Raw genomic sequence first — 21,059 nt, 5'->3', positions numbered from 1 at the left:
CTTGGCTTATCTCGTGAGGCGCATACTAACGGTACTCCGTAATGATAACCGTGAGTGAGATCCCACAAAGGTTTAAATATTCCAACCTATTAGACTCATTAATAAAATTTTTAACGATAGATCACATTATAGGGTTTGTTGATCTTTAGATGCGAAACGCCTTTGAAGATCCACATGTCCTTGTTGAATACTTGGAGAGATTCAGCGTTATGGCGCAAATGTCAGTTCCAACTCCACTGCAAACCATGACTTTTCCGCTGCATGGTGCAAGGCTAATTGAAGCATCTGCGGGTACGGGTAAAACCTTTACCATCGCGGGTTTGTATCTGCGACTCCTACTAGGGCATGGCACGACTGATACCAAACATCGCGTGCCGTTGACTGTGGATCAAATTCTGGTAGTGACTTTTACCGAAGCCGCAACTGCAGAGTTACGTGATCGTATTCGTGCGCGTATTCACGACGCGAGGATCGCATTCGCTCGCGGACAAAGCTCAGATCCTGTGATTCAACCTTTGCTGGAAGAAGTCGAGGATCATAAGCAAGCCGCTGAGATCCTATTGCAAGCAGAGCGCCAAATGGATGAAGCCGCGGTTTACACCATTCACGGTTTCTGCCAACGCATGCTGACGCAAAACGCATTTGAATCTGGTAGTCGTTTCAATAATGAGTTTGTGACCGACGAAAGCCATCTTAAAGCGCAAGTGGTTGCCGATTACTGGCGTCGTAACTTCTATCCTCTGCCATTCGCTTTGGCAGGAGAAGTGCGTCAACTATGGGGCTCGCCATCGGATCTACTGTATGACATCAGCAACTACCTCACGGGCGCGCCGCTAAGTCTCTCTGTTCCTGCAATGCAAGGTAGCCTTGCCGATTTGCATGAGCAAAACTTAAAGCAAATTGATGCTTTGAAAACCCAATGGTGTGATAGCCAAGAGGATTTCCTCACACTGATTTCTGATTCCGACGTCAACAAACGCAGCTACACCAAAAAGTCCTTACCGACATGGTTAGAAGCGGTAAACGCATGGGCTGCGACAGAAACTACGGGCTATGACTATCCAGATAAGCTGGAGAAGTTCGCCCAGAATGTGTTACTTGAGAAAACCCCGAAAGGCACTGCGCCACAGCACCCGGTGTTTGAGGCGATAGAAGCTTTCCTTGCCAACCCAATCAGCTTAAAAGCGCCATTGTTAGCTCATGCGATTGAGCATTGTCGCGTGATGCTGGCAAAAGCAAAAAATCAGAAGCAATGGTTGTCATTCGATGACTTGCTGACTCAGCTTTCTGCCTCGATTGATACCGATGAAACCGCACTACTGACAGAGCGCATTCGCACGCTTTATCCGGTTGCGATGATCGATGAATTCCAAGATACCGACCCACTGCAATACAGTATTTTTAGCCGCATTTATTTGGATAATCCTGAGTGCGGTTTGTTTATGATCGGCGACCCGAAGCAGGCGATTTACGGTTTCCGTGGGGCGGATATCTTCACTTACATTAAGGCTCGTAACCAAGTTAGTGCTCACTACACGCTTGGCACCAACTGGCGCTCAAGTGCCGATATGGTATTGGCTGTGAACCAGATTTTTGCTCTGCCAGATAGCCCGTTTATTTATGACTCTGACATTCCATTCCATTCTGTGGATTACAGCCCAAGTGCCGATAAACGCGTTTGGACCATGGGTGGTCAAAAGCAACCTGCACTGACTTATTGGCTGCAAGAAGCGGAAGATAAACCTCTGCCAAAAGGTGAATACCTCACCGCTATGGCAGAGGCGACAGCAAGCCAAATTCAAACCATTTTGACCTCAGCGCAACAAGGTCAAGCGTGTCTGGTCAATGGCGAAAAGCAGAAACCAGTCAAAGCGGGCGACATTGCGGTGCTGGTACGAACGGGTAGCGAAGGTCGCATGGTCAAACAGGCGTTAGCAGACCAAGGCATTGCCAGCGTGTATCTTTCTAACCGCGATAGCGTGTTTACCAGTTCCGTCGCACAAGACTTACAGCGTTTGCTGCAAGCGGTGTTAACGCCAGAAAATGACAGAGCATTGCGTGCCAGCCTAGCATCAGAATTATTTGCTCTAGATGTAGCCAGCTTAGACGCCCTCAACAACGATGAAACCGTGTGGGAAAACGCGGTTAACGAGTTCAAAGAATACCGTAAGCTTTGGGTGCAACGTGGTGTGCTTCCTATGCTGCGAGCAGTGATCAGTAAGCGTCATATTGCTGAGCGTTTGCTAGAAGAAGGGGCGAGCTCGCAAAGTGAGAACGGTGAGCGAGTACTTACCGATCTGATGCACATTGGTGAACTATTGCAGCAAGCGAGCAACGAATTAGACAGCGACCACGGTTTGCTGCGTTGGTTAGCGCAATCCATCAGCGATGCAGAACATGGGCTAGGTGGCAGTGATGACCAAATTCAGCGTCTGGAATCAGAACGTAACTTGGTGCAAATCGTCACCATTCACAAATCTAAAGGTCTGGAATATGACTTGGTCTTCTTGCCATTTGTGTTTGGTTACCGAGAAGCAAGTGAAGCCAAATACTACGACGCAGAGAACGATCGCACCGTACTCGATATCACTGGTAATGATGCGTCGTTAAAACAGGCAGATAAAGAGCGCCTTGCTGAAGACTTGCGTCTTATATACGTAGCGCTAACGCGAGCCGTGTATGCGTGCTTTATTGGTGCTTCACCACTGCGAAATGGTCGCTCAACCAAAGAGCCAACCGGCGTGCATCACAGTGCGATTGGTTACTTGGTGCAAAATGGTCAAGAGGGTGGCATCAACGACCTGTTTGTAGGACTGAAGAAGCAGCAAGAGAATCTTGATAACGTCGTGATTTGTGAGCCTCCAAAGCAGCACGATGAGATGTATGTTGCGGAGCAAACCGAGTTAGAACCGTTGACTGCCAAAGAGCTGCAAAACCCGATTGATAGAAACTGGCGAATCACCAGTTACTCGGGCTTGGTTAAACAAGGTTCTCATCATGCTGAACATGACGCGACGATTGAAATCATTGGCTTTGATATCGACTCTTCAGAAGAGCAAGATGAAGCTGAATTGGTTGAGCCAGAACGCTCTATCTTCAACTTCCCGCGTGGCGCACGTCCGGGTACTTTTCTGCACAGCTTATTTGAGGAAATTGAGTTTACTCAGCCCGCGACAACGGAAGAGAACACCCAAATCATCCTCGGCTTGATGGAAAGTGAACAGCTTGATGAAGAGTGGCTGCCAATCCTGCAACAGTTGATTGATACCGTGCTGGCAACGCCGTTGGATAGCAAAGCCCTGCTGCTCAATCAAAAAGGTCCGGCGCAACGTTTGGTTGAGATGGAATTCTTATTGCCGATTGAAGTGTTGTCTGCACCTGCATTGAACCGCGTGATTCAACGTCATGATCCGCTGTCTGCCAAAGCGGGCGATTTGGGTTTCCAAACCGTGCAAGGCATGTTGAAAGGCTTTATTGACTTGGTGTTTGAGCACCAAGACAAATACTACGTCCTCGACTGGAAATCGAACCACTTAGGTGATGATGTATTCCATTACCATGGCGATGCGTTGAAGTCGGCGATGGCGGATCATCGCTACGATCTGCAATACCAAATCTACGCTTTGGCGCTGCATCGTTTCTTGCGTAGCAGATTGCCAAATTATGATTATGAACAGCACTTTGGCGGCGTTTATTACCTGTTCTTGCGTGGTATGGATGGGCAAAGTGATCATGGTGTTTTTTCTGCCAAGCCAACCTTTGAATTTTTACAAGAGATGGATCATTTGATTGATGGTCAAGCACCTGACACGCGATCCAGTGAATCTGGTCAGATGGAGTTAATTTGATGAAAACTAATGATCTTCTTTCTGAGCAAAGCAGCCCAGTGGCAACACGAGATCTAGCGGCAACACCAGATCTATTGGCAACGTTAGAATCGCTAGCAAATAAAGGGGCGATTCGCCAGTTGGATTTCCAGTTCGCACGCTTTATCTATTCGCAAGTTGAGCAACAAGAGAACAGCCAAGAACTGGCTTTTATTGCTGGTGTGGTCAGCAGTGAATTAGGCAAAGGACACATCTGTTTGCCTCTGTTTGATAGCCAAGGGCAACCAGCGGACCTTGCCAGTAAGCTTGGTCTGTTTGGAGAGTCTGCGTTAGCGCTTAATACTCAGCTGCAAGGCGTTAACTGGGTTGAGCTTCTGCAAGCGTCGCCTTTGGTTGGTGTTCAAGGTGAAGCCTTGCCAATGATGTTTGATGGTGAGCGTCTCTACTTGCATCGTTACTGGCACTATGAAGTGACGTTGGCGGACAAGCTCAATCAACTCAGTGCAGCTGTAAACCTTCAGCCTCAAGAGTTCACACGTTTGTCTGAGTTGCTGCATCATTTATTTGCTCGTCAGTACCATTTTCTGTTCAATGCAATAGCCAAAGCGACAGAGGCAGGAACCAGCAACCAGGTACTACGCCAGCAATTAGTCTGTGATCATTTGGATGTGGTCACTGTAGACAGTCTCGATTGGGCAGCCATTGATGCGGCAGTCTGCCAAGCGAAACAAGTTCACGATCTGCAAGTGCTGGACAAGCTTGTACCATTATCGGCTTGTGTTAACTGGCAGAAGGTCGCTGCTGCGGTGGCACTGACGCGTCGTTTTGCGGTGATTTCCGGTGGTCCGGGGACGGGTAAAACCACCACGGTAACCAAATTGCTTGCCGCGCTGATTGAGCAAGCAGGACAAGAGAAAAACCTCACCATCAAGCTGGTGGCGCCAACAGGTAAAGCCGCAGCACGTTTGACGGAGTCTATCGGTAAAGCGATTCAAGAGTTGCCAGTGGAGCCTGAGCTTAAAGCGAAAATTCCAACCGAATCGAGCACTTTGCATCGACTACTGGGCGCGATCCCGAACAGTGCAGAGTTTCGTCACAACAAACAAAATCCGCTGCACCTCGATATTTTAGTGGTGGATGAAGCCTCCATGGTCGATTTGCCGATGATGTACAAAGTTGTCGATGCGCTGCCAAAGCATGCACGTTTGATTCTTCTGGGAGATAAAGACCAGTTGGCATCGGTAGAAGCGGGTGCGGTGCTCGGTGATATCTGTTCGTTCCACGCATTTGGCTTTGGCAAAGAGCAGGCGTCTGCAGTCGCGAAATTAACGGGTTTTGACACCTTGGCTTACAGCACCAACAGTAATGCTTCGATTGCCGATAGCTTATGTATGCTGCAAAAGAGTTATCGATTCGATGCTCGCTCCGGTATCGGTCAGCTAGCAAAAGCGGTTAATGCTGGCTCAGCCGCAAAAGTAGATGACGTTTGGAATCGTGATTTTGCTGATATCGAGCATTTTGCTCTGAGCAGCCAAAACTACAATCAGATGATGCAGACTTTGGTCTCTGAATATGGTCGTTACCTGAAACGCATCGGACAGCAAGAGATTGACCAAAAGACTGGGGAACCAGAAACACTGACCCACAAAGCCAAAGCCGTGTTGGATACCTTTAATCAATGCCGATTATTGTGTGCCATCCGTGAAGGTGATTTTGGTGTGACGGGTTTAAACCAACGCATTGAAAAAGCACTCGCGGCACGTAAGTTGATTCAAACCCAAGAAGAACTTTGGTACCACGGTAGACCAGTGATGGTCACGCGTAACGATCATGGCTTGGGATTATACAACGGTGACATCGGCATTTGTATGCGAGACGACAGCGAAGGTGAACCGCGTCTTAAAGTGTTCTTCGAATTGCCGGATGGCAGCGTGAAGTCGGTGCTGCCAAGCCGAGTCCCTGAGCACGAAACCGCATATGCGATGACCATTCATAAATCACAGGGCAGTGAGTTTGAGTACACGCTAATGATTTTGCCGCCAGATTTCAGTCCAATCCTCACTCGTGAGCTGATCTACACAGGAATTACTCGCGCGAAGAAACGCCTTGCGATGTACGCTGAGATGAATGTCCTCAAGCGTGGTATTAAGGTGAAAACTACCCGATCGAGTGGGTTAGTATCTCGCTTGTCTAGTTAAAACAAAAAGACCGAGCACCATGCTCGGTCTTTTTTAATTTTGTGTAAACGCATTGGTAAATGACACGCTGCGAATTTTGTACTGCTGCTGATAAGCCAAGATAAAATCTCTGATGGCATCATTGACGGGGAACACGCAATGGACATCAAGCCCTTCCAAAAACTGGTTGTCTGCCATATCCCAAAAGCTTTGAAGCGAATTGCAAATAATGGTTCTCATAACAGTGCTCATCTTATTCATTTTAAGAGTAACAGCTGTCCTTGATGTATCGTGCTGAGTTGTCAAAGCTCTCAGCACTTTAGGGTGAAGAACGTTCACCTAGATCCATACTGTTGATTGATTAAAACTCAATCAAACATTGAACAGAGTATAACCAACAGTATGTATATTGAAAAGGTTAAATTGCGACCAGTGTCAATGTAATGCTTTGCATAATAAGATATGTAGTTTTCGTGCCCTTGCTCGTTGTTTCTACAGATCTAAAGCTAAGATTTTTGACTTGCGCTGGAAGTTATACAAACCTTGCTTTGCTCCTGGTAAGTAATCGACGCCTACTTCATAAAAGCCTTGTTCTCTGAACCAATGTAAGCTGTGCGTAGTGAGTACGAAGATTTGGTTGATGTCGTCAGACTTAGAGCGATGCTTCATATAATTCAGCAATAACAATCCTCGATTGCCATCGCGATAGTCTTGATGGATGGCGACACACGCCATTTCTGCTTTGCGTTCTTCGACATAGGGATACAAGGCGGCGCATCCGATAATCAGACCGTCTTTTTCGATAATAGTAAATTTACCAATTTCTTGCTCCAATTGTTCTCGGGAACGTCTCACCAACACGCCTTGTTCTTCCAAAGGTCGAATCAATTCTAAGATACCACCGATATCATCAATATTGGCTCCGCGCACTTGCTCTGCACTTGCCATGACGACTTGTGTACCGATACCGTCAAAAGAGAACAATTCTTGGATAAGTGCGCCATCCACCTTGTAGCTGATAAGGTGGCTTCGAGGTACTCCAGCTCGGCAAGCTGCAATCGAACCGTTAAGAAAACGTAGAGTTCCAGAGTGGTAATCGCTGTCTGGGGATGTATTTTCAGTGAGTTTTTTAATGACATGTTCGGCTTCGATAGGGAATAATTCCGCCACCGCATTGCCATTGTCATCAATGACCCCTTGTTCTGAACAGAACCCAATCAATTTATCTGCTCCCAACTTGATCGCAAGTTGAGTCGCCACTTCCTCAGAAAGCAGATTAAAACATTCACCAGTTACTGAGCTGGCAATAGGACCGAGTAACACAATGGAACCTTGATCGAGTGTGCGATGGATAGCATCAGTATCGATTCGACGGATACGACCGCTATGGCAATAGTCGACGCCATCATCAACACCAAGAGGTTGAGCGATGACAAAGTTACCGCTTACAACGTTGAGTTGCGTGCCTGCCATTGGTGTGTTGTTAAGGCTCATAGATAAGCGTGCGGTAATGGCTAGCTGAAGTTGTCCCGCTGCTTGCATAACTACCGAAAGTGCGGCTTCGTCGGTGATCCTGATATTCTTATGATATGGCGTAGTAAGGTCTTGTTTTTCCAGCAGTTGATTGATCTGTGGTCTAGCGCCATAGACGATGACGACTTTGATGCCAAGGCTGTGCATCAACGCAATGTCATTGATAATGTTGCCAAAGTTCTTATCAGCAACCGCTTCGCCGCCTAACATCAGCACCATGGTTTTTCCACGGTGTGCGTTTACATAGGGCGTGGATTGACGGAATCCTTTAACCAGAGCAGTACTACGAATTTTCACTACAGCCATTCCTTGTGTTTATTTATGCTTCAATATTGTCTTTTTATTCAATTGTTGGCAAGGCAATTTTTTGGAATAGAGTCCAAACATCGAGAGTATGATACTTGGTTCTGTTTGGGCGAAGAGGGTACAATGCTCCGGTCTAGTTTAATTACGTGAGCCTCATGTCTTCAGTTGTAAATAAGAATGCTGCGATCACTGCTCAAACCGAGCAAAATTCATCAACCAAATCGACATTACGCAAGTGGACAGAGCGTTCTCTGATGTTAACTGCGCTTGTTGGGACGATTGCCGTTCTTTTGATGTACGGCGACTTAATTACGCGCTATGTAAATCCGCCGATTCCTAAATCTACCGTTTATGGCAAGTGGGTGGAGCAAGATGTTGCACCTTATGCCCGCGAAGAGTTCATCCTGAGTGAACGAGGGGTGATGGTTCGTGGCTCCACGGTCGCTACTGACTTTGAGTTCGATGGTGATAGCTTGTCTTATAAAGTGGGTTCAACTGTTCGCACTTTTGAGTTTGTCGGGCAGCACTATGCCGAGATGAAATTAGATGCGAATGCCCATTATCTGCCCGTTTTTCATTTAGAAGGACACTCTAACTTAGCGGTTCGATAACCCACTCTTTTAAAGCGCGATTCGTTGCATGATGGCAGGACGTCGCGTTTTGTCACATCTTTATGTTCTTGCGACTTTTCACAAACATTTTCCGGACAATCGTTTGATTCCATTGCTGTTATTATTCTCAACCCAGTTTAAATGGATAAATTGACAGCAAACAGAGCATTTGCCTTAGCGCTGATACACTTTGTCGCAGCTTTTCAATTGCGTCGTGTGCATTTGTTTGCCATCCTTTTGCTATCTTCTTTTATGGAAAAAACACGTGCTTAAAAAACTCCTTCCTATCGTCTCTTTAGCTTTGCTATTTGGTTGTGCCGCCGATCAAAACGATCGCGCTCAACAATATTTAGATGGCGAGTTTCCAAACATCCTAAATAAAACGGATGTGGTGGAATCAAACAAACCGCAAGACTTTACTGAATTCAATAAGCAAGCAGAGCAGGTGGTGATTAACTCTCCTTCAATGGCAAAAATGTACCAACCGTTGTATGAAAAATTGAGCGAGTGGGCATTGCAAAGTGGCGATACGACAGCTTTGAGTGCATATGGCATTCAGGCTGCGCAGCTTGGTGGTGGGGATAAAAAGGGTAACGTGTTGTTTACTGGATATTTCTCTCCGGTGATGGAATTACGCCATGAGCCAAATGAAAAGTTTAAATACCCAGTGTATGGCAAGCCGACGTGTAGCTCAGATTGTCCGACTCGTGCCGAAATCTACAACGGTGCACTAGAAGGGCAAGGGCTTGAGTTGGGTTACGCGCCAAATATGATCGACCCATTTATGATGGAAGTGCAGGGCAGCGGTTTTGTTCATTTTGAAGATGATGACACGTTGGAATATTTTGCTTATGCAGGCAAGAACAACAAAGCCTATGTGAGCATTGGTCGAATTTTGATTGAACGTGGAGAAGTACCACGTGAAAAGATGTCATTAAAAGCAATCAAAGAGTGGGTAATGGCAAACGATGAAGCAACGGTTCGTGAGTTGCTTGAGCAAAATCCGTCTTATGTCTTCTTCGCGCCACAAGCGGATGCGCCGGTAACGGGTTCTGCAGGTATCCCTCTATTACCAATGGCATCGGTGGCGGGCGATCGCTCGATTCTTCCTATGGGTACGCCAATTTTGGCAGAAGTACCGTTACTTAATAAAGACGGTACATGGAGTGGTGCGCACCAACTCCGCCTTCTTATTGTGCTGGACACTGGCGGAGCGGTAAAACAAAACCATCTCGACTTGTACCATGGTATGGGGCCACGTGCAGGTACCGAAGCGGGTCATTACAAGCACTTTGGTCGAGTATGGAAGTTGGGTTTGGAAAACACACCAACGCAAGCGCCTTGGGCTTTACCACCAGAGAAGTTACAATAAGCGCCTAGTGAGAGGAATCACCTCTCATCATCTAGACATTTCCTCAAAGAGTGCGTATAAATCGCACTCTTTGTTTTTCTATCGATCATCTGGAACTTCAATATGCGTGAACTCGATACTCCGGCATCTGACAGCTACAACCAACGTTTTGGTGGCACTCGTCGTCTCTACGGCAACAGCGAAGTAGAAATTCTTCGTGCTGCACACGTGTGTGTGATTGGTATTGGCGGTGTTGGTTCATGGGCGGTAGAAGCGCTGGCACGTACTGGTATTGGTGAGTTGACGCTTATCGATATGGATGACGTGTGTGTGACTAACATTAACCGTCAAATTCATGCGATGACTGGCACGGTTGGTCAAAGCAAAATTGAAGTAATGGCAGAGCGTGTTAAGCTGATTAACCCTGAGTGTAAGGTCAATCTGATTGACGATTTCATCACGCCAGATAACCAGCACGAGTACTTGAGCAAAGAGTTCGATTACGTGTTGGATGCGATCGATAGCGTAAAAGCAAAAGCGTCGCTATTGGCTTACTGCCGTAGTAACAAGATTAAAGTGATCACAACCGGCGGTGCTGGTGGTCAAATCGATCCAACCCAAATCATGGTGGCAGATCTGACCAAGACAATCCAAGATCCACTGGCTAAGAAGATCAAAGACACATTGCGTCGTCATCATAACTTCCCGAAAAATCCAGCACGTAAGTTTGGTATCGATTGTGTGTTCTCTACCGAGCAATTGAAGTACCCACAAGCCGATGGTTCAGTATGCGGCGTGAAATCGACAGCAGAAGGTCCAAAACGTATGGACTGTGCGAGTGGTTTTGGCGCAGCGACGGTTGTAACAGCAACGTTTGGTTTTGTTGCGGTATCTCGTATCGTTGAAAAGCTGATCCAAAAGCATAAGAAGTAATTCAGAGAAGAGAGCGCATCATGACTGATTTTCCTGTTTCGCCGTTTGGCACTGACATTACCAGTGAAGACATCGCTGCAACCATGCAGCAATTTAAAGGTTGGGAAGACCGTTACCGTCAGGTAATTCAATGGGGTAAAAAGTTGCCTCAAATGCCTGAAGAGCTTAAATCAGAGCAAGTTACGGTATCTGGCTGTGAAAGCCTAGTATGGCTGGTGAGCAAAGAGCAAGACGGTGTATGGCACTTCTGTGCTGATTCTGATGCGCGTATTGTACGTGGTTTGATTGCCTTGGTGATGGCGGCGTACGACGGTAAAACGGCAGAGCAAATTCAAGCGTTTGATATTGATGCTTACTTCGAAAAACTCGGTTTAATTGCTCACCTAAGCCCATCGCGTGGTAATGGTTTGAAAGCGATTGTTGAGCAGATCAAAACACAGGCTCAGTAGTTGGCGTTAGTTAAAATCGCGCAAAGAACAAAACAAAGAAAAGGGTTGAAGCCAAGTGGTTTCAACCCTTTTTCTATGTATCTAGATTGGTATCTTGATTGTTAAAGCATATCGACCGCTTTCTCGACTGCTGCAATCAGCTTTTCAACATCTTCTAACGTATTGTAGATACCAAAAGAAACGCGCACCGTGCCTTTAACGTTGAGCGCATCCATCAGAGGGTGCGCACAGTGATGCCCGGCACGAACAGCGATACCTTGTTGATCAAGCAGCGTGGCAATGTCTTGGTGGTGAACGCCATCCATCACAAAGGTAAGTACTGAAGCGCTCGGTTGGTAACCGAGGATTTGAATGTCGTCCAACTGGCTTAGTGCTTGGTAAGCGTTGTCCTGCAGAGAATGCAGATGTGCCTCTACTGCGGCTAGGTCGAAGCTTTGGTACCAATCGATGGCTTTCGCTAGAGCAATCGCGCCGGCGACGTTTGGTGTGCCTGCCTCAAACTTACCCGGCAAGGCAGAGAAGGTGGTTTTCTCAAACGAGACTCTTTCGACCATTTTGCCGCCGCCATGCCATGGTGGCATTGCTTCTAAAAGTTCAAGTTTGCCATACAGTACGCCAATCCCAGCGGGTGCATACAGTTTGTGACCGGAGAAGACATAAAAATCAACATCAAGCTCTGCCAAGTTCAACGGTTCATGAACGATACCTTGAGCACCATCAACAACAACAACCGCACCTGCTGCATGTGCCGTTGCGATGATTTTCTCGATAGGTTGACGAGAGCCAGTGACATTGGTGATTTGTGCACACGCCACGATTTTACAGCGCTCCGACAATAGTGCTTCAAACGCATTGATATCGAATTGGCAATCGGAGGTCATCGGAACTTTAACGATTTTCGCGCCCGTTTGTTCCGCGACAATTTGCCAAGGCACGATGTTCGCGTGGTGTTCCATTTCACTGATCAGGATTTCATCACCGGCTTGGAGTGTGCTGCGAGCATAAGTTTGTGCGATTAGGTTTAGTGCTTCGGTTGCGCCTCTAGTCCAAATGATTTCTTTTGAACTGCTTGCTCCTATGAACTTCGCAACGGTTTCACGAGCCGCTTCAAATTGACTGGTCGCGTTGGCTGTTAAGCTGTGACTGCCACGGTGCACGTTAGCATTTTGTGCACTGTAGTAACGGCTAATCACATCGATCACGCACTGTGGCTTTTGTGTTGTTGCTGCGCTATCAAGGTAAACCAAAGGCGATTGGTTGACGTCTTGATTTAGGGCTGGGAACTGTTCGCGTACAGCGTTTACGTCAAACATTATTCGTCACCAAGTTCGTGATAATGCAGTGTTGGGATAGTGACTAACGGCTCAGCAACCATCCATCCATGTTCTTTACCGGAAAGTTTGATAATGATTTCCATCGCGAACTCAAGTGCAGTTCCTGGTCCCTGACTTGTCAGTAGGTTGTGATTCACATCCATGGTGACACGTTTAGCTCGCCATTTGTCTTCAGGAATATGAGATTGGAAGTTTGGATGACATGTCATCAGGGCTTCAGGGTAAAGGTTGTGATGTTGCAAAACCAAAGCTGGCGCTGCACAAATCGCGGCAACCAGTTTTCCTTCGTACATATGCTGTTTCAGAATCTCAATCATGATGGTGCTATCACGGAAGGTTTCTGCGCCGCCAACACCACCAGACAGAACAATTGCATCAAACTCATCGTCAGCAATATCAACCAATTTACAATCCGCTGTCAGTGTTACACCGCGAGAGGCCTTCATTGTAAGGGCACCATCGAAGTCTGCACTTGCTACCGTCACGTCATAGCCAGCACGAACCATCATATCGATAACGGTTACCGCTTCCATTTCCTCTGTGCCCGGAGCGATAGGTACTAAGATCTTTTTGTTCATTGTTCTGTCCAGCTTTGTTCAATCTGTTTGATGTGTTGATAGAGTTTTGCGTTCTCTGGCGTACTAATTTGGTGTTTTTCGGCAGCTTGCAGCAAATAACCAGTAATAAAGTCTATCTCGGTACGACGTTGGTGAAGGACATCTTGTCTCATAGAAGAATAGTTTGCAGCTGTAGCGTTAACCACCTGCATAATTGTGGCATGTAAAGAGTCAAAATCGATCTTTATCTCTTCTTTGTTCATGACTGCTACCAACTCATAAGTGATGCTTTTTAATGTCACTGCAAACTCAGGAGTAGCAAGATCACCATTTTTGCATTGATGGATGGCTGTCAGGGGGTTGATTGCACAATTGATCGCAAGCTTGGTCCACAGCGCAGCATTGATGTTTGGGTTCCAACTGACTTCTGGTAAAGCGTGGTTCATCACTTGCGCGAGAAATTCGCATTGATTGCCTTTGGTATTAAAACCACCTAATTGGGTGTGACCATGACCAGTATGAAGAACCTGTGCTTTGCTTGGTTTATAGGCACCGTGTGTGGTGGTTGCAATCACGATAGGGTTATCAGTGAGCTTTGTTTCCAAAAGTGGTGCTGTCCCCATGCCATTGTGCATCAGCATTACAATGGTATCAGTGTTGATATACGGCAAAAGAGGGGTTATCGCTTCGTCCACTTGCCATGCTTTTACTGTCACAACAATCAGGTCTGCGGCTTGTACAGAAGGAAGGTGTTGATTAGCAAAATTAATTGCAGGAGAGTCATCAAGTTGAAGCAGTTGCTTACTATCTGAGGTTCTTCCCCACAAGGAGACGTTGTGTCCGGCAAGTTGGAATTTGGTCGCCCAGAGTGAGCCAACAGCTCCAGGTCCAAGGATAAGAATATTCACCAAACGCTCTCATTAAAAAGGTTTGCTGCAAGGATAATGAGGGAAAAAAGGAAAGCAAATAAAAATGGCGCCAGAAGGCGCCATTTTTGGGGAACTTATGGGTTCTATTAGAACTTGTAAGTTACAGCTACGTAGTGACCAAAGCCAGTTGACTTAAGTGCGTCAGAGTCTTTGATACCGTAAACGTCTTTGTAGCCTTTTAGACCGTAACCCACTGCGAAGCGGTCAGAGTGCCAGTAGATACCGTTGAACATTGCGCCACCGTTGCTAGCACTTGAGTATTTCTCTTTCATACCAAATTGGTAATCGATGTAACCTTGGTAAGAAATGAAAGAACCGTTCTCGAAGAAGTAGAATGGTTTGAACCAGTTAGTCGAGATTTGGAAACCGTTCCAATCTTTTTGGTTACCTTGGTAAGTACCGTATAGGTTAACACCTACTTTACCAAACCATGGAACCATTACGTCAGAACCGATACCAACTTTTTGGTTGTTTACTGAGAATGGGTTAGTTTTGTAATCAGTACCATCCCACTCAAATAGTGTTGCAACGTAAAGTTCTTGAACTGGACCGAAAGACAAGTCTTTACCAGTTAGACCGTCGATAGACATACGTGGAGCAAACTTCATGAAGATCTTAGGATCGCCAACTTTGTCGCTGCCTTTGTCTGACGCTAGGTTGAATACGTCAACGTAACCGTATAGGTCGAAGATACCAGAGCGACCGCCAAATTCCATTTCTAGGTAGTCGTGTGAAGACTCACCTGGAAGTTCGTCAAATGCACCCATTAGGTTGAATTGCATCCACTTGTAATCGTTCTTGTGGATGTCGCCGTCTGAGTAGTCAGCAGCCATTACAGGAGCTGAAGTAGCCGCTAGAAGGCTAAGAGCTAAAAGTGATTTACGCATAAGGGGACTCTCTATGTTTGTAATGATTCAGAACACGCAATCTTTGCTGCGCTTTCCAATTGGCGGGAATAATAGCGATAAAAATCCCAAATGAAAGTGATAAAGGATGCAAAAATGAAGGTTTTTAGTGAAGCTCGTCACGAAATAAGTTTATTTCACGGAACTTTTTGTTTGTTGCATCGTTTTGCAATAAATATGTGACGCATGTCGTTTGCGTAAACGTTTTTATGACTTTTTAAGCCAGTCGATTAACCAACATAAATCGTTAGTGATCTCTCCAATACACCGTTCGTATGAGTTTGGGAATCAAAGAGGACGATTTAATGAAAGAAGTCATGTTATTCCCTTTAACCTCGGTTGTACTGCCAGAAGGAAAAATGAATTTGCGCATTTTTGAGCCACGGTATCAACGCATGGTGAAAGAATGCAGTGTTCAGAATGTCGGGTTCGGCGTTTGCCTTGTTGGTAGTGGAGAGGATCCAAAAGCAGTAGGGAATGTGTCGTCTATTGGTACTTTGGTCACCATCGTTGATTTCGAAACACTGAGTGATGGGCTTCTTGGTATCACCGTTGTTGGTGAAAAGCGTTTTACTGTCACGCGCGTACGAGCAGATTCAGATGGTCTTCGTCATGCTGAGGTTGAGTGGATTGAAAATTGGTGCGAACCAACGCCCACTCCCAACTTTCTTTATTTGAGCAAGCAGCTCGATCATATATACGAACAGTTTCCTCAGGTGGGCAGGCTCTACCAGCATCGTTTTTATGATGATGCTTCGTGGGTCACCCAACGTTGGCTTGAATTATTGCCGCTCGACAGCGCGTTGTTTGAGAAGCTGGTTGGTGCAAAAGATTGCCTGCCAGCATTGGAATTTCTCAATCAAGCCATAGACGCCCCACCGAAAAGAGAGACTAGGATATGAAAGGACTAACTAAAACCGCAGTAACTTTGGTTGCTGTGCTAGGGATTGCTGCGTGTGGTTCAGACAGCGACTCGATTGAATATTCGAATTTACAAGCGGTACACGCGTCGGCAGATGCCCCGTTAGCAAATGTTTGGATTAACGACCAAGCAGCGTTAACTGGGGTAAATTACGGTGTGGGTTCAGGCTACGTAAAACTGCGCGAGGGTACAAACTCGGTTCAAGTTGACGTACAACTGCCAGGTGGTGAAGTTGCAACCGTGGTTGATAAGACGTCGTTGGATTTAGACTCAGACCTTAAATACACCGCATTTGTTGTTGGTGATGCTGCAATGGGGTCGGCTAATCCAGTGGAGCCATTGATCGTGACAAGAAGCGCAATGTCGATGGCTGATGAAAACAGTTTGGATGTACAAGTTGTGCATGCGGCTGCTGGTGTAGGTGATGTTGACCTGTATGTAACAGCCCCGGGTGCAGACCTTGCTTCTTCTTCGCCTATTACCACTCTTGGGTATAAAGACTCGACAGACGTCCTCAATATTGCTGCAGGTGATTACCAAGTTCGTCTTGTTGCAGGTGGTAACGTTGCTTTTGACTCCGGTACCATACCGCTCCCTGCAAACGCAGATTTGACCATTGCTGCCATTAAAACCGGCGGCACGATCTCGGGCTCACCAGTCAAGCTACTAGTGCTAGATGGTATGGGGTCGTCTATTATTTTAAATACAGGCAGCAAATCTGAGTTGAGAGTAGGGCATCTTGTCGATGGTGCACCAAATGTGGACGTCGCGCTGGATGGCAATGTCGTACTTAACGACGTGATGTTTAAAGATATCTCTAATTACCTTTCGGTTGATGCAGGTACCTACAATGCAACAGTTGATGCGGGGCTAACTGACCCTATTATCGATGCTGATGTAACTTTGGATAATGGCATGTCTTACAGTGTTTACGCTGTGGGTACTGCGGTACCACTTGCGGTAGAGCCTCTTGTGGTATCGGATAACAGAAGATCGATTGCGACAAGCGCGGTACTGAATGTCACTCACGCAGCAGCAAATCCAGCAGCCGCAAGTGTGGATGTTTATCTAACACCGTCGCAAGATATTTCTCAAAGTGATCCAGCATTAGCTAACTTTGCGTATAAAGATAGTGCTCAAAATGTTTACGTCACTGCTGGCGATTACTTTGTAACCGTAACAGCGCCAGGTGATAAAACTCCGGTCATTGGTCCTGCGCCTTTGCCTACACTAGAAAATGGCATGGTATATCAGGCGATTGCAATTGATGACAATGGTGGTTTTGGTCTGCTTGTTGGTGACATTACCAAGTAATATAGGATGGGAGGGGGCAACCCCTCCCAACAATTAAGGCTGATTATGATGAGTGAAAGCCCACAAAAATTGGGGCGAAGCGAATGGAATGAATACATGAATAAAGTGAAAGCGCGTGATAAAGACGCTTTTGCTTTCGTATTTCGTTTCTATGCACCAAAGCTTAAGCAGTTCGCCTACAAACATGTCGGTAACGAGCAAGTTGCGATGGAGATGGTGCAAGAAACCATGGCAACGGTATGGCAAAAGGCTCATTTATACGACGGTACCAAGAGTGCTTTGTCGACATGGATTTACACCATTATCCGTAACCTTTGTTTTGATTTACTAAGAAAGCAAAAGGGTAAGGACCTACACATCCATTCTGACGACATTTGGCCATCAGATTATTATCCGCCTGATTTGGTGGACCATTATTCGCCAGAGCAAGACATGCTCAAAGATCAGGTGGTGAAGTTTTTAGACATCCTGCCGAAGAATCAAAGGGACGTTTTGCAGGCAGTATACCTCGAAGAGTTGCCACACCAACAAGTCGCTGAGTTGTTCGACATACCTTTGGGGACCGTGAAATCACGATTGAGACTCGCGGTAGAGAAGTTGAGGCATTCAATGCATACGGAGCAATTATGAACAAACATCCAGATAACAACTTGTTAGAAGCTTACGCTTCCGGAAGTATTGATGCAGTTTCTGGTCTGGTGGTTGCCACACATCTAGAAAACTGTTCCAAATGCCGAGCGTATGTAAATCAGTTAGAAGCTGCACAGGCGAATGTTGTCGTTGATGACATTTCACCAGAATACGATGCAGAGTTTGACAGTATGTTTAACGACATTATTACGGCAGAACCCAAACCAGATAGCATTATTATTAAAGATGTAGCGAAGGTGGCGGTTGCGGGTAAAGATTTCAAGCTTCCGAAAACGCTCAGTCGCTTTTCAGACTTAGTGGGGGAGTGGAAGAGTTACGGTGGAAAAGTGTATAGCGCTCAATTGGATTTAGGGGAAGATGCGCGCGTTAACCTTATGTATATAAGTGAAGATGTTCGTATTCCACAGCACACGCACAAAGGACAAGAATCGACACTTGTACTCCATGGTGGATTCAGTGATGAAGATGGTCACTACGAAGTGGGAGATATGCTGGTAAGAGATGCGTCAGTAAAACATAGCCCTTTTACTAAGCCCGGTGAAGACTGCTTATGTTTGACAGTACTGACCGAGCCAATGATATTCACACAGGGTGTCGCGAGAATCTTCAATCTGTTTGGTAAAGGCATGTATCCATAAGCTAGGAACTCGAACAAAAAGCCACCTTACCTCGGTGGCTTTCTTCATCATCTTTTCTTTAATTTCTTTGTCTTGCCTTTTCCAGCAACTCAGTAAAGTAGTGTCGCAATGAATAGAGCATGATCAAGCTTGGCACAACCATTACGGCAGTAATAACGAAGAATGTGGTCCAATCATTCAGATAATCGACCAGTTCGCCACTGAATGACGCCAATGTTGTTCGCCCAAAGTTACCTAGCGACGCTAACAATGCGTATTGAGTCGCTGAGAAAGCTTGACCGGTCAATATCGTCAAGAATGATACAAACGCCACTGTCGAGAATGCCGTCGTGAAGTTATCAACAATGATCGTCGCCAAGAACAAGTGTTCATTTGGTCCGACTTTCGCGATCCAAGCAAACATCAGGTTGCTTGCTGCCATTGCAATACCACCAATCATCAAGCCACGTACAATACCAAACTTAACGTTGAACATACTGCCGACAAAGGTGAACAACATGGTCGCACCCCAGCCAATGAGTTTCGAGTAGTAACCGATTTGCTCGTTGCTAAAACCTATCTCTTTATAGAAAGCGATGGACATACGACCTAAGAATGCTTCCCCAATCTTGAATAGGAAAACAAACAATAAAAGCGTGATGGCAACACGAACACCATTTCGATTGAAGAAATCTAAGAAAGGTTCTACAACGGTAACGGTAAACCAAGCGACTAATTTAGAACCAACTACTTCTTTATGGCGCTGCTCTGCTTCCGATTGAAGTTGTTCACGCTGTGTTTTCGGTTCACCTACCAGCAAAGTGAAGAGCATCAAAATGATGACAATAAACGCCATGCCGTAATACACGCCATTCCAACCGACACTGTCTGCATTGATGAATGCCAAATAACCAGGTAAAGAGTAGCCAGTCCACCAACCAATTACTGCCATTGCGGAGGCTTGCGGTAATTTCGAATCTTCTGATTTTGGAAAGCTATCAATACGGAATGCATCAATCGCAATGTCTTGTGTTGCTGACGCGGTGGCAATACACAGTGCGAGCAGTGAGGTGAAAACTAGGTTTTCCGCTGGGTTTACACCTGCAATAAATAGAGTCGCGACCAGCACGACACTTTGGCATAGAAAGATCCAGCTACGACGCTGCCCTAGCAAGCGATGTAATACAGGCAGCTTGACGCGATCGACCAAAGGAGCCCACATAAAGTTGATTGCGTACACCGCAAATACACTGCCGAAGTAGCCAATAGCAGACAGAGTGAGGCCTGCATCTTTCAGCCAACCCGACATATTTGAACCAATAAGTACCCATGGGAAGCCACTGGAGCAACCCAACATGAAAACCCAAAGCAGGCGTTTATCAAGGTAACTTTTTACCGTTTCCAACCAAGTGATGGAAGGCAATGAAGACATAAATCAATCCGTTAAAATTGAGCCACTAAAAGAGAAAGCCCTTCGATTATTCAAAGGGCTTATGAGTTTGGCTATTTGAGCAGTGTTGCTTTGGTGATGACGATTTGCGTATCAGGGACATCGCGCATGCGACCGACAGATTTGGTTGGCTGTTGTGCCATCTTTTGAATGACATCAAAGCCTTCAGTGACTTCGCCAAACACAGCGTAACCCGGTGGACGAGCGCCATAGTTCAAGAAGCCGTTATCTACTAGGTTAATGAAAAATTGGCGAGTAGCAGAGTCTGGAGCGTTGGTACGAGCCATCGCGATGGTAGCACGGTCATTGTTTAAACCATTGTTACCCTCGTTTTTAATTGGAGCGTATGTCTTCACCATTTGCATATCTTGGTTGAAGCCGCCGCCTTGTGCCATAAAGCCAGGGATCACTCGATGGAAAATGGTGCCCTCGTAGCTACCGTCTTCGACATATTTAAGGAAATTAGCGACAGTAATTGGCGCTTTTTCCTCATTTAACTCAACGGTGAAGCTACCCAGTGTTGTTTCAAACGCAACTTTCGGACCGGCGAAAACACTGCAGCTCAATAGCGCGAGAGAAAGAATTACTTTGCGTAGCATTAGAATCGCTCCTGCATGTATTGACGAAGCTCAGGGTCATTCGCGATTTCTTTCAATGTTAAAGCAACAACATCATTTAATGTTTGCTCAATATCTGCATCTGAAGCGCTTAATGTTCCCGAACGTTTAGCTGTACCAGTATAGGTCTTAACAAGCTTGCCTTGCGGAGTTTCCGCCGTGATCTCTAGTACCACTTTTGCATCCATATGATTTTCCATCACTGAATGCTTCACGTTCACCAACGCTTCTTGAACTTGCAGCTCAATCGAATTGTCGCTGTTTAGATCAGAGTGGAAGCCCTGAGAAGAGAACTGCTTCTCTAGCGCTTCTTCAAGAGAAATGCGTAGGTTTTGCTTTGCATGAAGAGGCAAAATGTTTGAACGACCGTTGTCAACAAGTGCAACGTATTGTGCTGCGCGTACATCTTTACTGGTTAGGCTATAGCTCTTACCTTGTACGATAGGGTTTGTGCTTAATGTCGTTTCAGGCATCAGATTCAGTTGAGGTTGTTGTGGCGCTGAACATGCAGCAAGCAAAGCAACCGAAGCCGCGAGTACCAGTTTTTTCATCTTATTATTCCTTTTAAACATTTTG

General features: G+C 46.0%; 19 protein-coding genes. 10 read left to right on the top strand and 9 right to left on the bottom strand.

Going from position 1 to position 21,059, the window contains the following annotated elements:
• The first annotated feature begins 209 nt into the window (after window positions 1–209).
• Both recB and recD read left to right on the top strand, forming a co-directional pair.
• Window positions 210–3,848 (top strand): exodeoxyribonuclease V subunit beta, encoded by a 3,639-nt coding sequence (recB, locus tag NL647_RS21135; RefSeq protein ID WP_253650653.1) that lies wholly within the window; start codon window positions 210–212, stop codon window positions 3,846–3,848.
• Complete coding sequence (gene recD / locus NL647_RS21130; RefSeq protein ID WP_253650652.1) at window positions 3,848–6,025, top strand: exodeoxyribonuclease V subunit alpha; 2,178 nt, start codon at window positions 3,848–3,850, stop codon at window positions 6,023–6,025. Before recB ends, recD begins: the two co-directional genes overlap by 1 nt.
• A 33-nt stretch (window positions 6,026–6,058) precedes the next feature.
• On the opposite strand, the gene NL647_RS21125 is transcribed toward recD, so the two are convergent.
• Window positions 6,059–6,244, bottom strand: coding sequence for a hypothetical protein (locus NL647_RS21125; protein ID WP_005450921.1), 186 nt, complete (start codon window positions 6,242–6,244; stop codon window positions 6,059–6,061).
• 252 nt (window positions 6,245–6,496) lie between these two features.
• Window positions 6,497–7,834 (bottom strand): amino-acid N-acetyltransferase, encoded by a 1,338-nt coding sequence (gene argA / locus NL647_RS21120; RefSeq protein ID WP_009698671.1) that lies wholly within the window; start codon window positions 7,832–7,834, stop codon window positions 6,497–6,499.
• A gap of 164 nt (window positions 7,835–7,998) precedes the next feature.
• Here argA and NL647_RS21115 point away from each other — a divergent pair, with 164 nt between their 5' ends.
• The 4 genes from NL647_RS21115 to csdE all read left to right on the top strand — a co-directional run bounded on the left by NL647_RS21115 (window position 7,999) and on the right by csdE (window position 11,187).
• Window positions 7,999–8,454, top strand: a complete 456-nt coding sequence (locus tag NL647_RS21115; RefSeq protein ID WP_005450924.1) for a DUF2850 domain-containing protein — start codon at window positions 7,999–8,001, stop codon at window positions 8,452–8,454.
• A 265-nt stretch (window positions 8,455–8,719) separates the two neighbouring features.
• The gene (mltA, locus tag NL647_RS21110; RefSeq protein ID WP_005450926.1) at window positions 8,720–9,826 is read left to right on the top strand and encodes a murein transglycosylase A; all 1,107 of its coding nucleotides are present in this window, start codon (window positions 8,720–8,722) and stop codon (window positions 9,824–9,826) included.
• 102 nt (window positions 9,827–9,928) lie between these two features.
• Window positions 9,929–10,738, top strand: coding sequence for a tRNA cyclic N6-threonylcarbamoyladenosine(37) synthase TcdA (gene tcdA / locus NL647_RS21105; RefSeq protein WP_005427322.1), 810 nt, complete (start codon window positions 9,929–9,931; stop codon window positions 10,736–10,738).
• A 20-nt stretch (window positions 10,739–10,758) separates the two neighbouring features.
• On the top strand, window positions 10,759–11,187 hold the full coding sequence (gene csdE / locus NL647_RS21100) for a cysteine desulfurase sulfur acceptor subunit CsdE (protein ID WP_005450927.1): 429 nt from the start codon (window positions 10,759–10,761) through the stop codon (window positions 11,185–11,187).
• A gap of 101 nt (window positions 11,188–11,288) precedes the next feature.
• On the opposite strand, the gene csdA is transcribed toward csdE, so the two are convergent.
• The 4 genes from csdA to NL647_RS21080 all read right to left on the bottom strand — a co-directional run bounded on the left by csdA (window position 11,289) and on the right by NL647_RS21080 (window position 14,894).
• A complete protein-coding gene (gene csdA / locus NL647_RS21095) occupies window positions 11,289–12,500 on the bottom strand; it encodes a cysteine desulfurase CsdA (protein ID WP_253650651.1) in 1,212 nt (403 codons plus the stop codon).
• The gene (locus NL647_RS21090; protein ID WP_050940530.1) at window positions 12,500–13,099 is read right to left on the bottom strand and encodes a DJ-1 family glyoxalase III; all 600 of its coding nucleotides are present in this window, start codon (window positions 13,097–13,099) and stop codon (window positions 12,500–12,502) included. Before NL647_RS21090 ends, csdA begins: the two co-directional genes overlap by 1 nt.
• The gene (panE, locus tag NL647_RS21085) at window positions 13,096–13,986 is read right to left on the bottom strand and encodes a 2-dehydropantoate 2-reductase (RefSeq protein ID WP_085319955.1); all 891 of its coding nucleotides are present in this window, start codon (window positions 13,984–13,986) and stop codon (window positions 13,096–13,098) included. The genes NL647_RS21090 and panE overlap by 4 nt, the downstream gene beginning before the upstream one ends.
• Window positions 13,987–14,093: 107 nt before the next feature.
• Window positions 14,094–14,894, bottom strand: a complete 801-nt coding sequence (locus NL647_RS21080; RefSeq protein ID WP_015297182.1) for an outer membrane protein OmpK — start codon at window positions 14,892–14,894, stop codon at window positions 14,094–14,096.
• Between the two features lie 323 nt (window positions 14,895–15,217).
• Here NL647_RS21080 and NL647_RS21075 point away from each other — a divergent pair, with 323 nt between their 5' ends.
• Genes NL647_RS21075 through NL647_RS21060 form a run of 4 tightly spaced genes read left to right on the top strand, consistent with a single transcriptional unit; the run spans window position 15,218 to window position 18,437 of the window.
• A complete protein-coding gene (locus tag NL647_RS21075) occupies window positions 15,218–15,814 on the top strand; it encodes an LON peptidase substrate-binding domain-containing protein (RefSeq protein WP_005450933.1) in 597 nt (198 codons plus the stop codon).
• Window positions 15,811–17,148, top strand: coding sequence for a DUF4397 domain-containing protein (locus NL647_RS21070; RefSeq protein ID WP_253650650.1), 1,338 nt, complete (start codon window positions 15,811–15,813; stop codon window positions 17,146–17,148). Before NL647_RS21075 ends, NL647_RS21070 begins: the two co-directional genes overlap by 4 nt.
• Window positions 17,149–17,193: 45 nt before the next feature.
• Complete coding sequence (locus tag NL647_RS21065) at window positions 17,194–17,778, top strand: RNA polymerase sigma factor (RefSeq protein WP_005450938.1); 585 nt, start codon at window positions 17,194–17,196, stop codon at window positions 17,776–17,778.
• The gene (locus NL647_RS21060) at window positions 17,775–18,437 is read left to right on the top strand and encodes a ChrR family anti-sigma-E factor (RefSeq protein ID WP_005450940.1); all 663 of its coding nucleotides are present in this window, start codon (window positions 17,775–17,777) and stop codon (window positions 18,435–18,437) included. Before NL647_RS21065 ends, NL647_RS21060 begins: the two co-directional genes overlap by 4 nt.
• Window positions 18,438–18,495: 58 nt before the next feature.
• Here the strand turns inward: NL647_RS21060 and NL647_RS21055 are convergent, their stop codons facing one another.
• The 3 genes from NL647_RS21055 to NL647_RS21045 form a co-directional block, all read right to left on the bottom strand.
• Window positions 18,496–19,848: an MFS transporter gene (locus tag NL647_RS21055; protein WP_009698664.1), complete on the bottom strand. Its 1,353-nt coding sequence runs from the start codon at window positions 19,846–19,848 to the stop codon at window positions 18,496–18,498.
• A gap of 71 nt (window positions 19,849–19,919) precedes the next feature.
• Window positions 19,920–20,465 carry a peptidylprolyl isomerase gene (locus tag NL647_RS21050; RefSeq protein ID WP_050922029.1) on the bottom strand — a complete coding sequence of 182 codons (546 nt, stop codon included), beginning with the start codon at window positions 20,463–20,465 and terminating at the stop codon, window positions 19,920–19,922.
• Window positions 20,465–21,034, bottom strand: a complete 570-nt coding sequence (locus NL647_RS21045; protein ID WP_050922027.1) for a YajG family lipoprotein — start codon at window positions 21,032–21,034, stop codon at window positions 20,465–20,467. The genes NL647_RS21050 and NL647_RS21045 overlap by 1 nt, the downstream gene beginning before the upstream one ends.
• Between the last annotated feature and the right edge of the window lie 25 nt (window positions 21,035–21,059).

It is taken from the genome of Vibrio sp. Y29_XK_CS5 (assembly GCF_024181835.1).
Taxonomy (GTDB): Bacteria; Pseudomonadota; Gammaproteobacteria; order Enterobacterales; family Vibrionaceae; genus Vibrio; species Vibrio harveyi.
Note: the sequence above shows the minus strand (reverse complement) of the source record. Positions and strands in the feature narration are given on the sequence as shown.

Bases quoted from the DNA above. Each gene is read 5' to 3' on its own strand.
- recB (WP_253650653.1), top strand. From the start codon at position 210: ATGGCGCAAATGTCAGTTCCAACTCCACTGCAAACCATGACTTTTCCG.
- NL647_RS21080 (WP_015297182.1), bottom strand. From the start codon at position 14,894: ATGCGTAAATCACTTTTAGCTCTTAGCCTTCTAGCGGCTACTTCAGCT.
- NL647_RS21065 (WP_005450938.1), top strand. From the start codon at position 17,194: ATGATGAGTGAAAGCCCACAAAAATTGGGGCGAAGCGAATGGAATGAA.
- NL647_RS21125 (WP_005450921.1), bottom strand. From the start codon at position 6,244: ATGAGAACCATTATTTGCAATTCGCTTCAAAGCTTTTGGGATATGGCA.
- NL647_RS21055 (WP_009698664.1), bottom strand. From the start codon at position 19,848: ATGTCTTCATTGCCTTCCATCACTTGGTTGGAAACGGTAAAAAGTTAC.
- NL647_RS21050 (WP_050922029.1), bottom strand. From the start codon at position 20,465: ATGCTACGCAAAGTAATTCTTTCTCTCGCGCTATTGAGCTGCAGTGTT.
- NL647_RS21090 (WP_050940530.1), bottom strand. From the start codon at position 13,099: ATGAACAAAAAGATCTTAGTACCTATCGCTCCGGGCACAGAGGAAATG.
- csdE (WP_005450927.1), top strand. From the start codon at position 10,759: ATGACTGATTTTCCTGTTTCGCCGTTTGGCACTGACATTACCAGTGAA.
- NL647_RS21045 (WP_050922027.1), bottom strand. From the start codon at position 21,034: ATGAAAAAACTGGTACTCGCGGCTTCGGTTGCTTTGCTTGCTGCATGT.
- tcdA (WP_005427322.1), top strand. From the start codon at position 9,929: ATGCGTGAACTCGATACTCCGGCATCTGACAGCTACAACCAACGTTTT.
- recD (WP_253650652.1), top strand. From the start codon at position 3,848: ATGAAAACTAATGATCTTCTTTCTGAGCAAAGCAGCCCAGTGGCAACA.
- NL647_RS21060 (WP_005450940.1), top strand. From the start codon at position 17,775: ATGAACAAACATCCAGATAACAACTTGTTAGAAGCTTACGCTTCCGGA.
- NL647_RS21070 (WP_253650650.1), top strand. From the start codon at position 15,811: ATGAAAGGACTAACTAAAACCGCAGTAACTTTGGTTGCTGTGCTAGGG.
- NL647_RS21075 (WP_005450933.1), top strand. From the start codon at position 15,218: ATGAAAGAAGTCATGTTATTCCCTTTAACCTCGGTTGTACTGCCAGAA.
- csdA (WP_253650651.1), bottom strand. From the start codon at position 12,500: ATGTTTGACGTAAACGCTGTACGCGAACAGTTCCCAGCCCTAAATCAA.
- NL647_RS21115 (WP_005450924.1), top strand. From the start codon at position 7,999: ATGTCTTCAGTTGTAAATAAGAATGCTGCGATCACTGCTCAAACCGAG.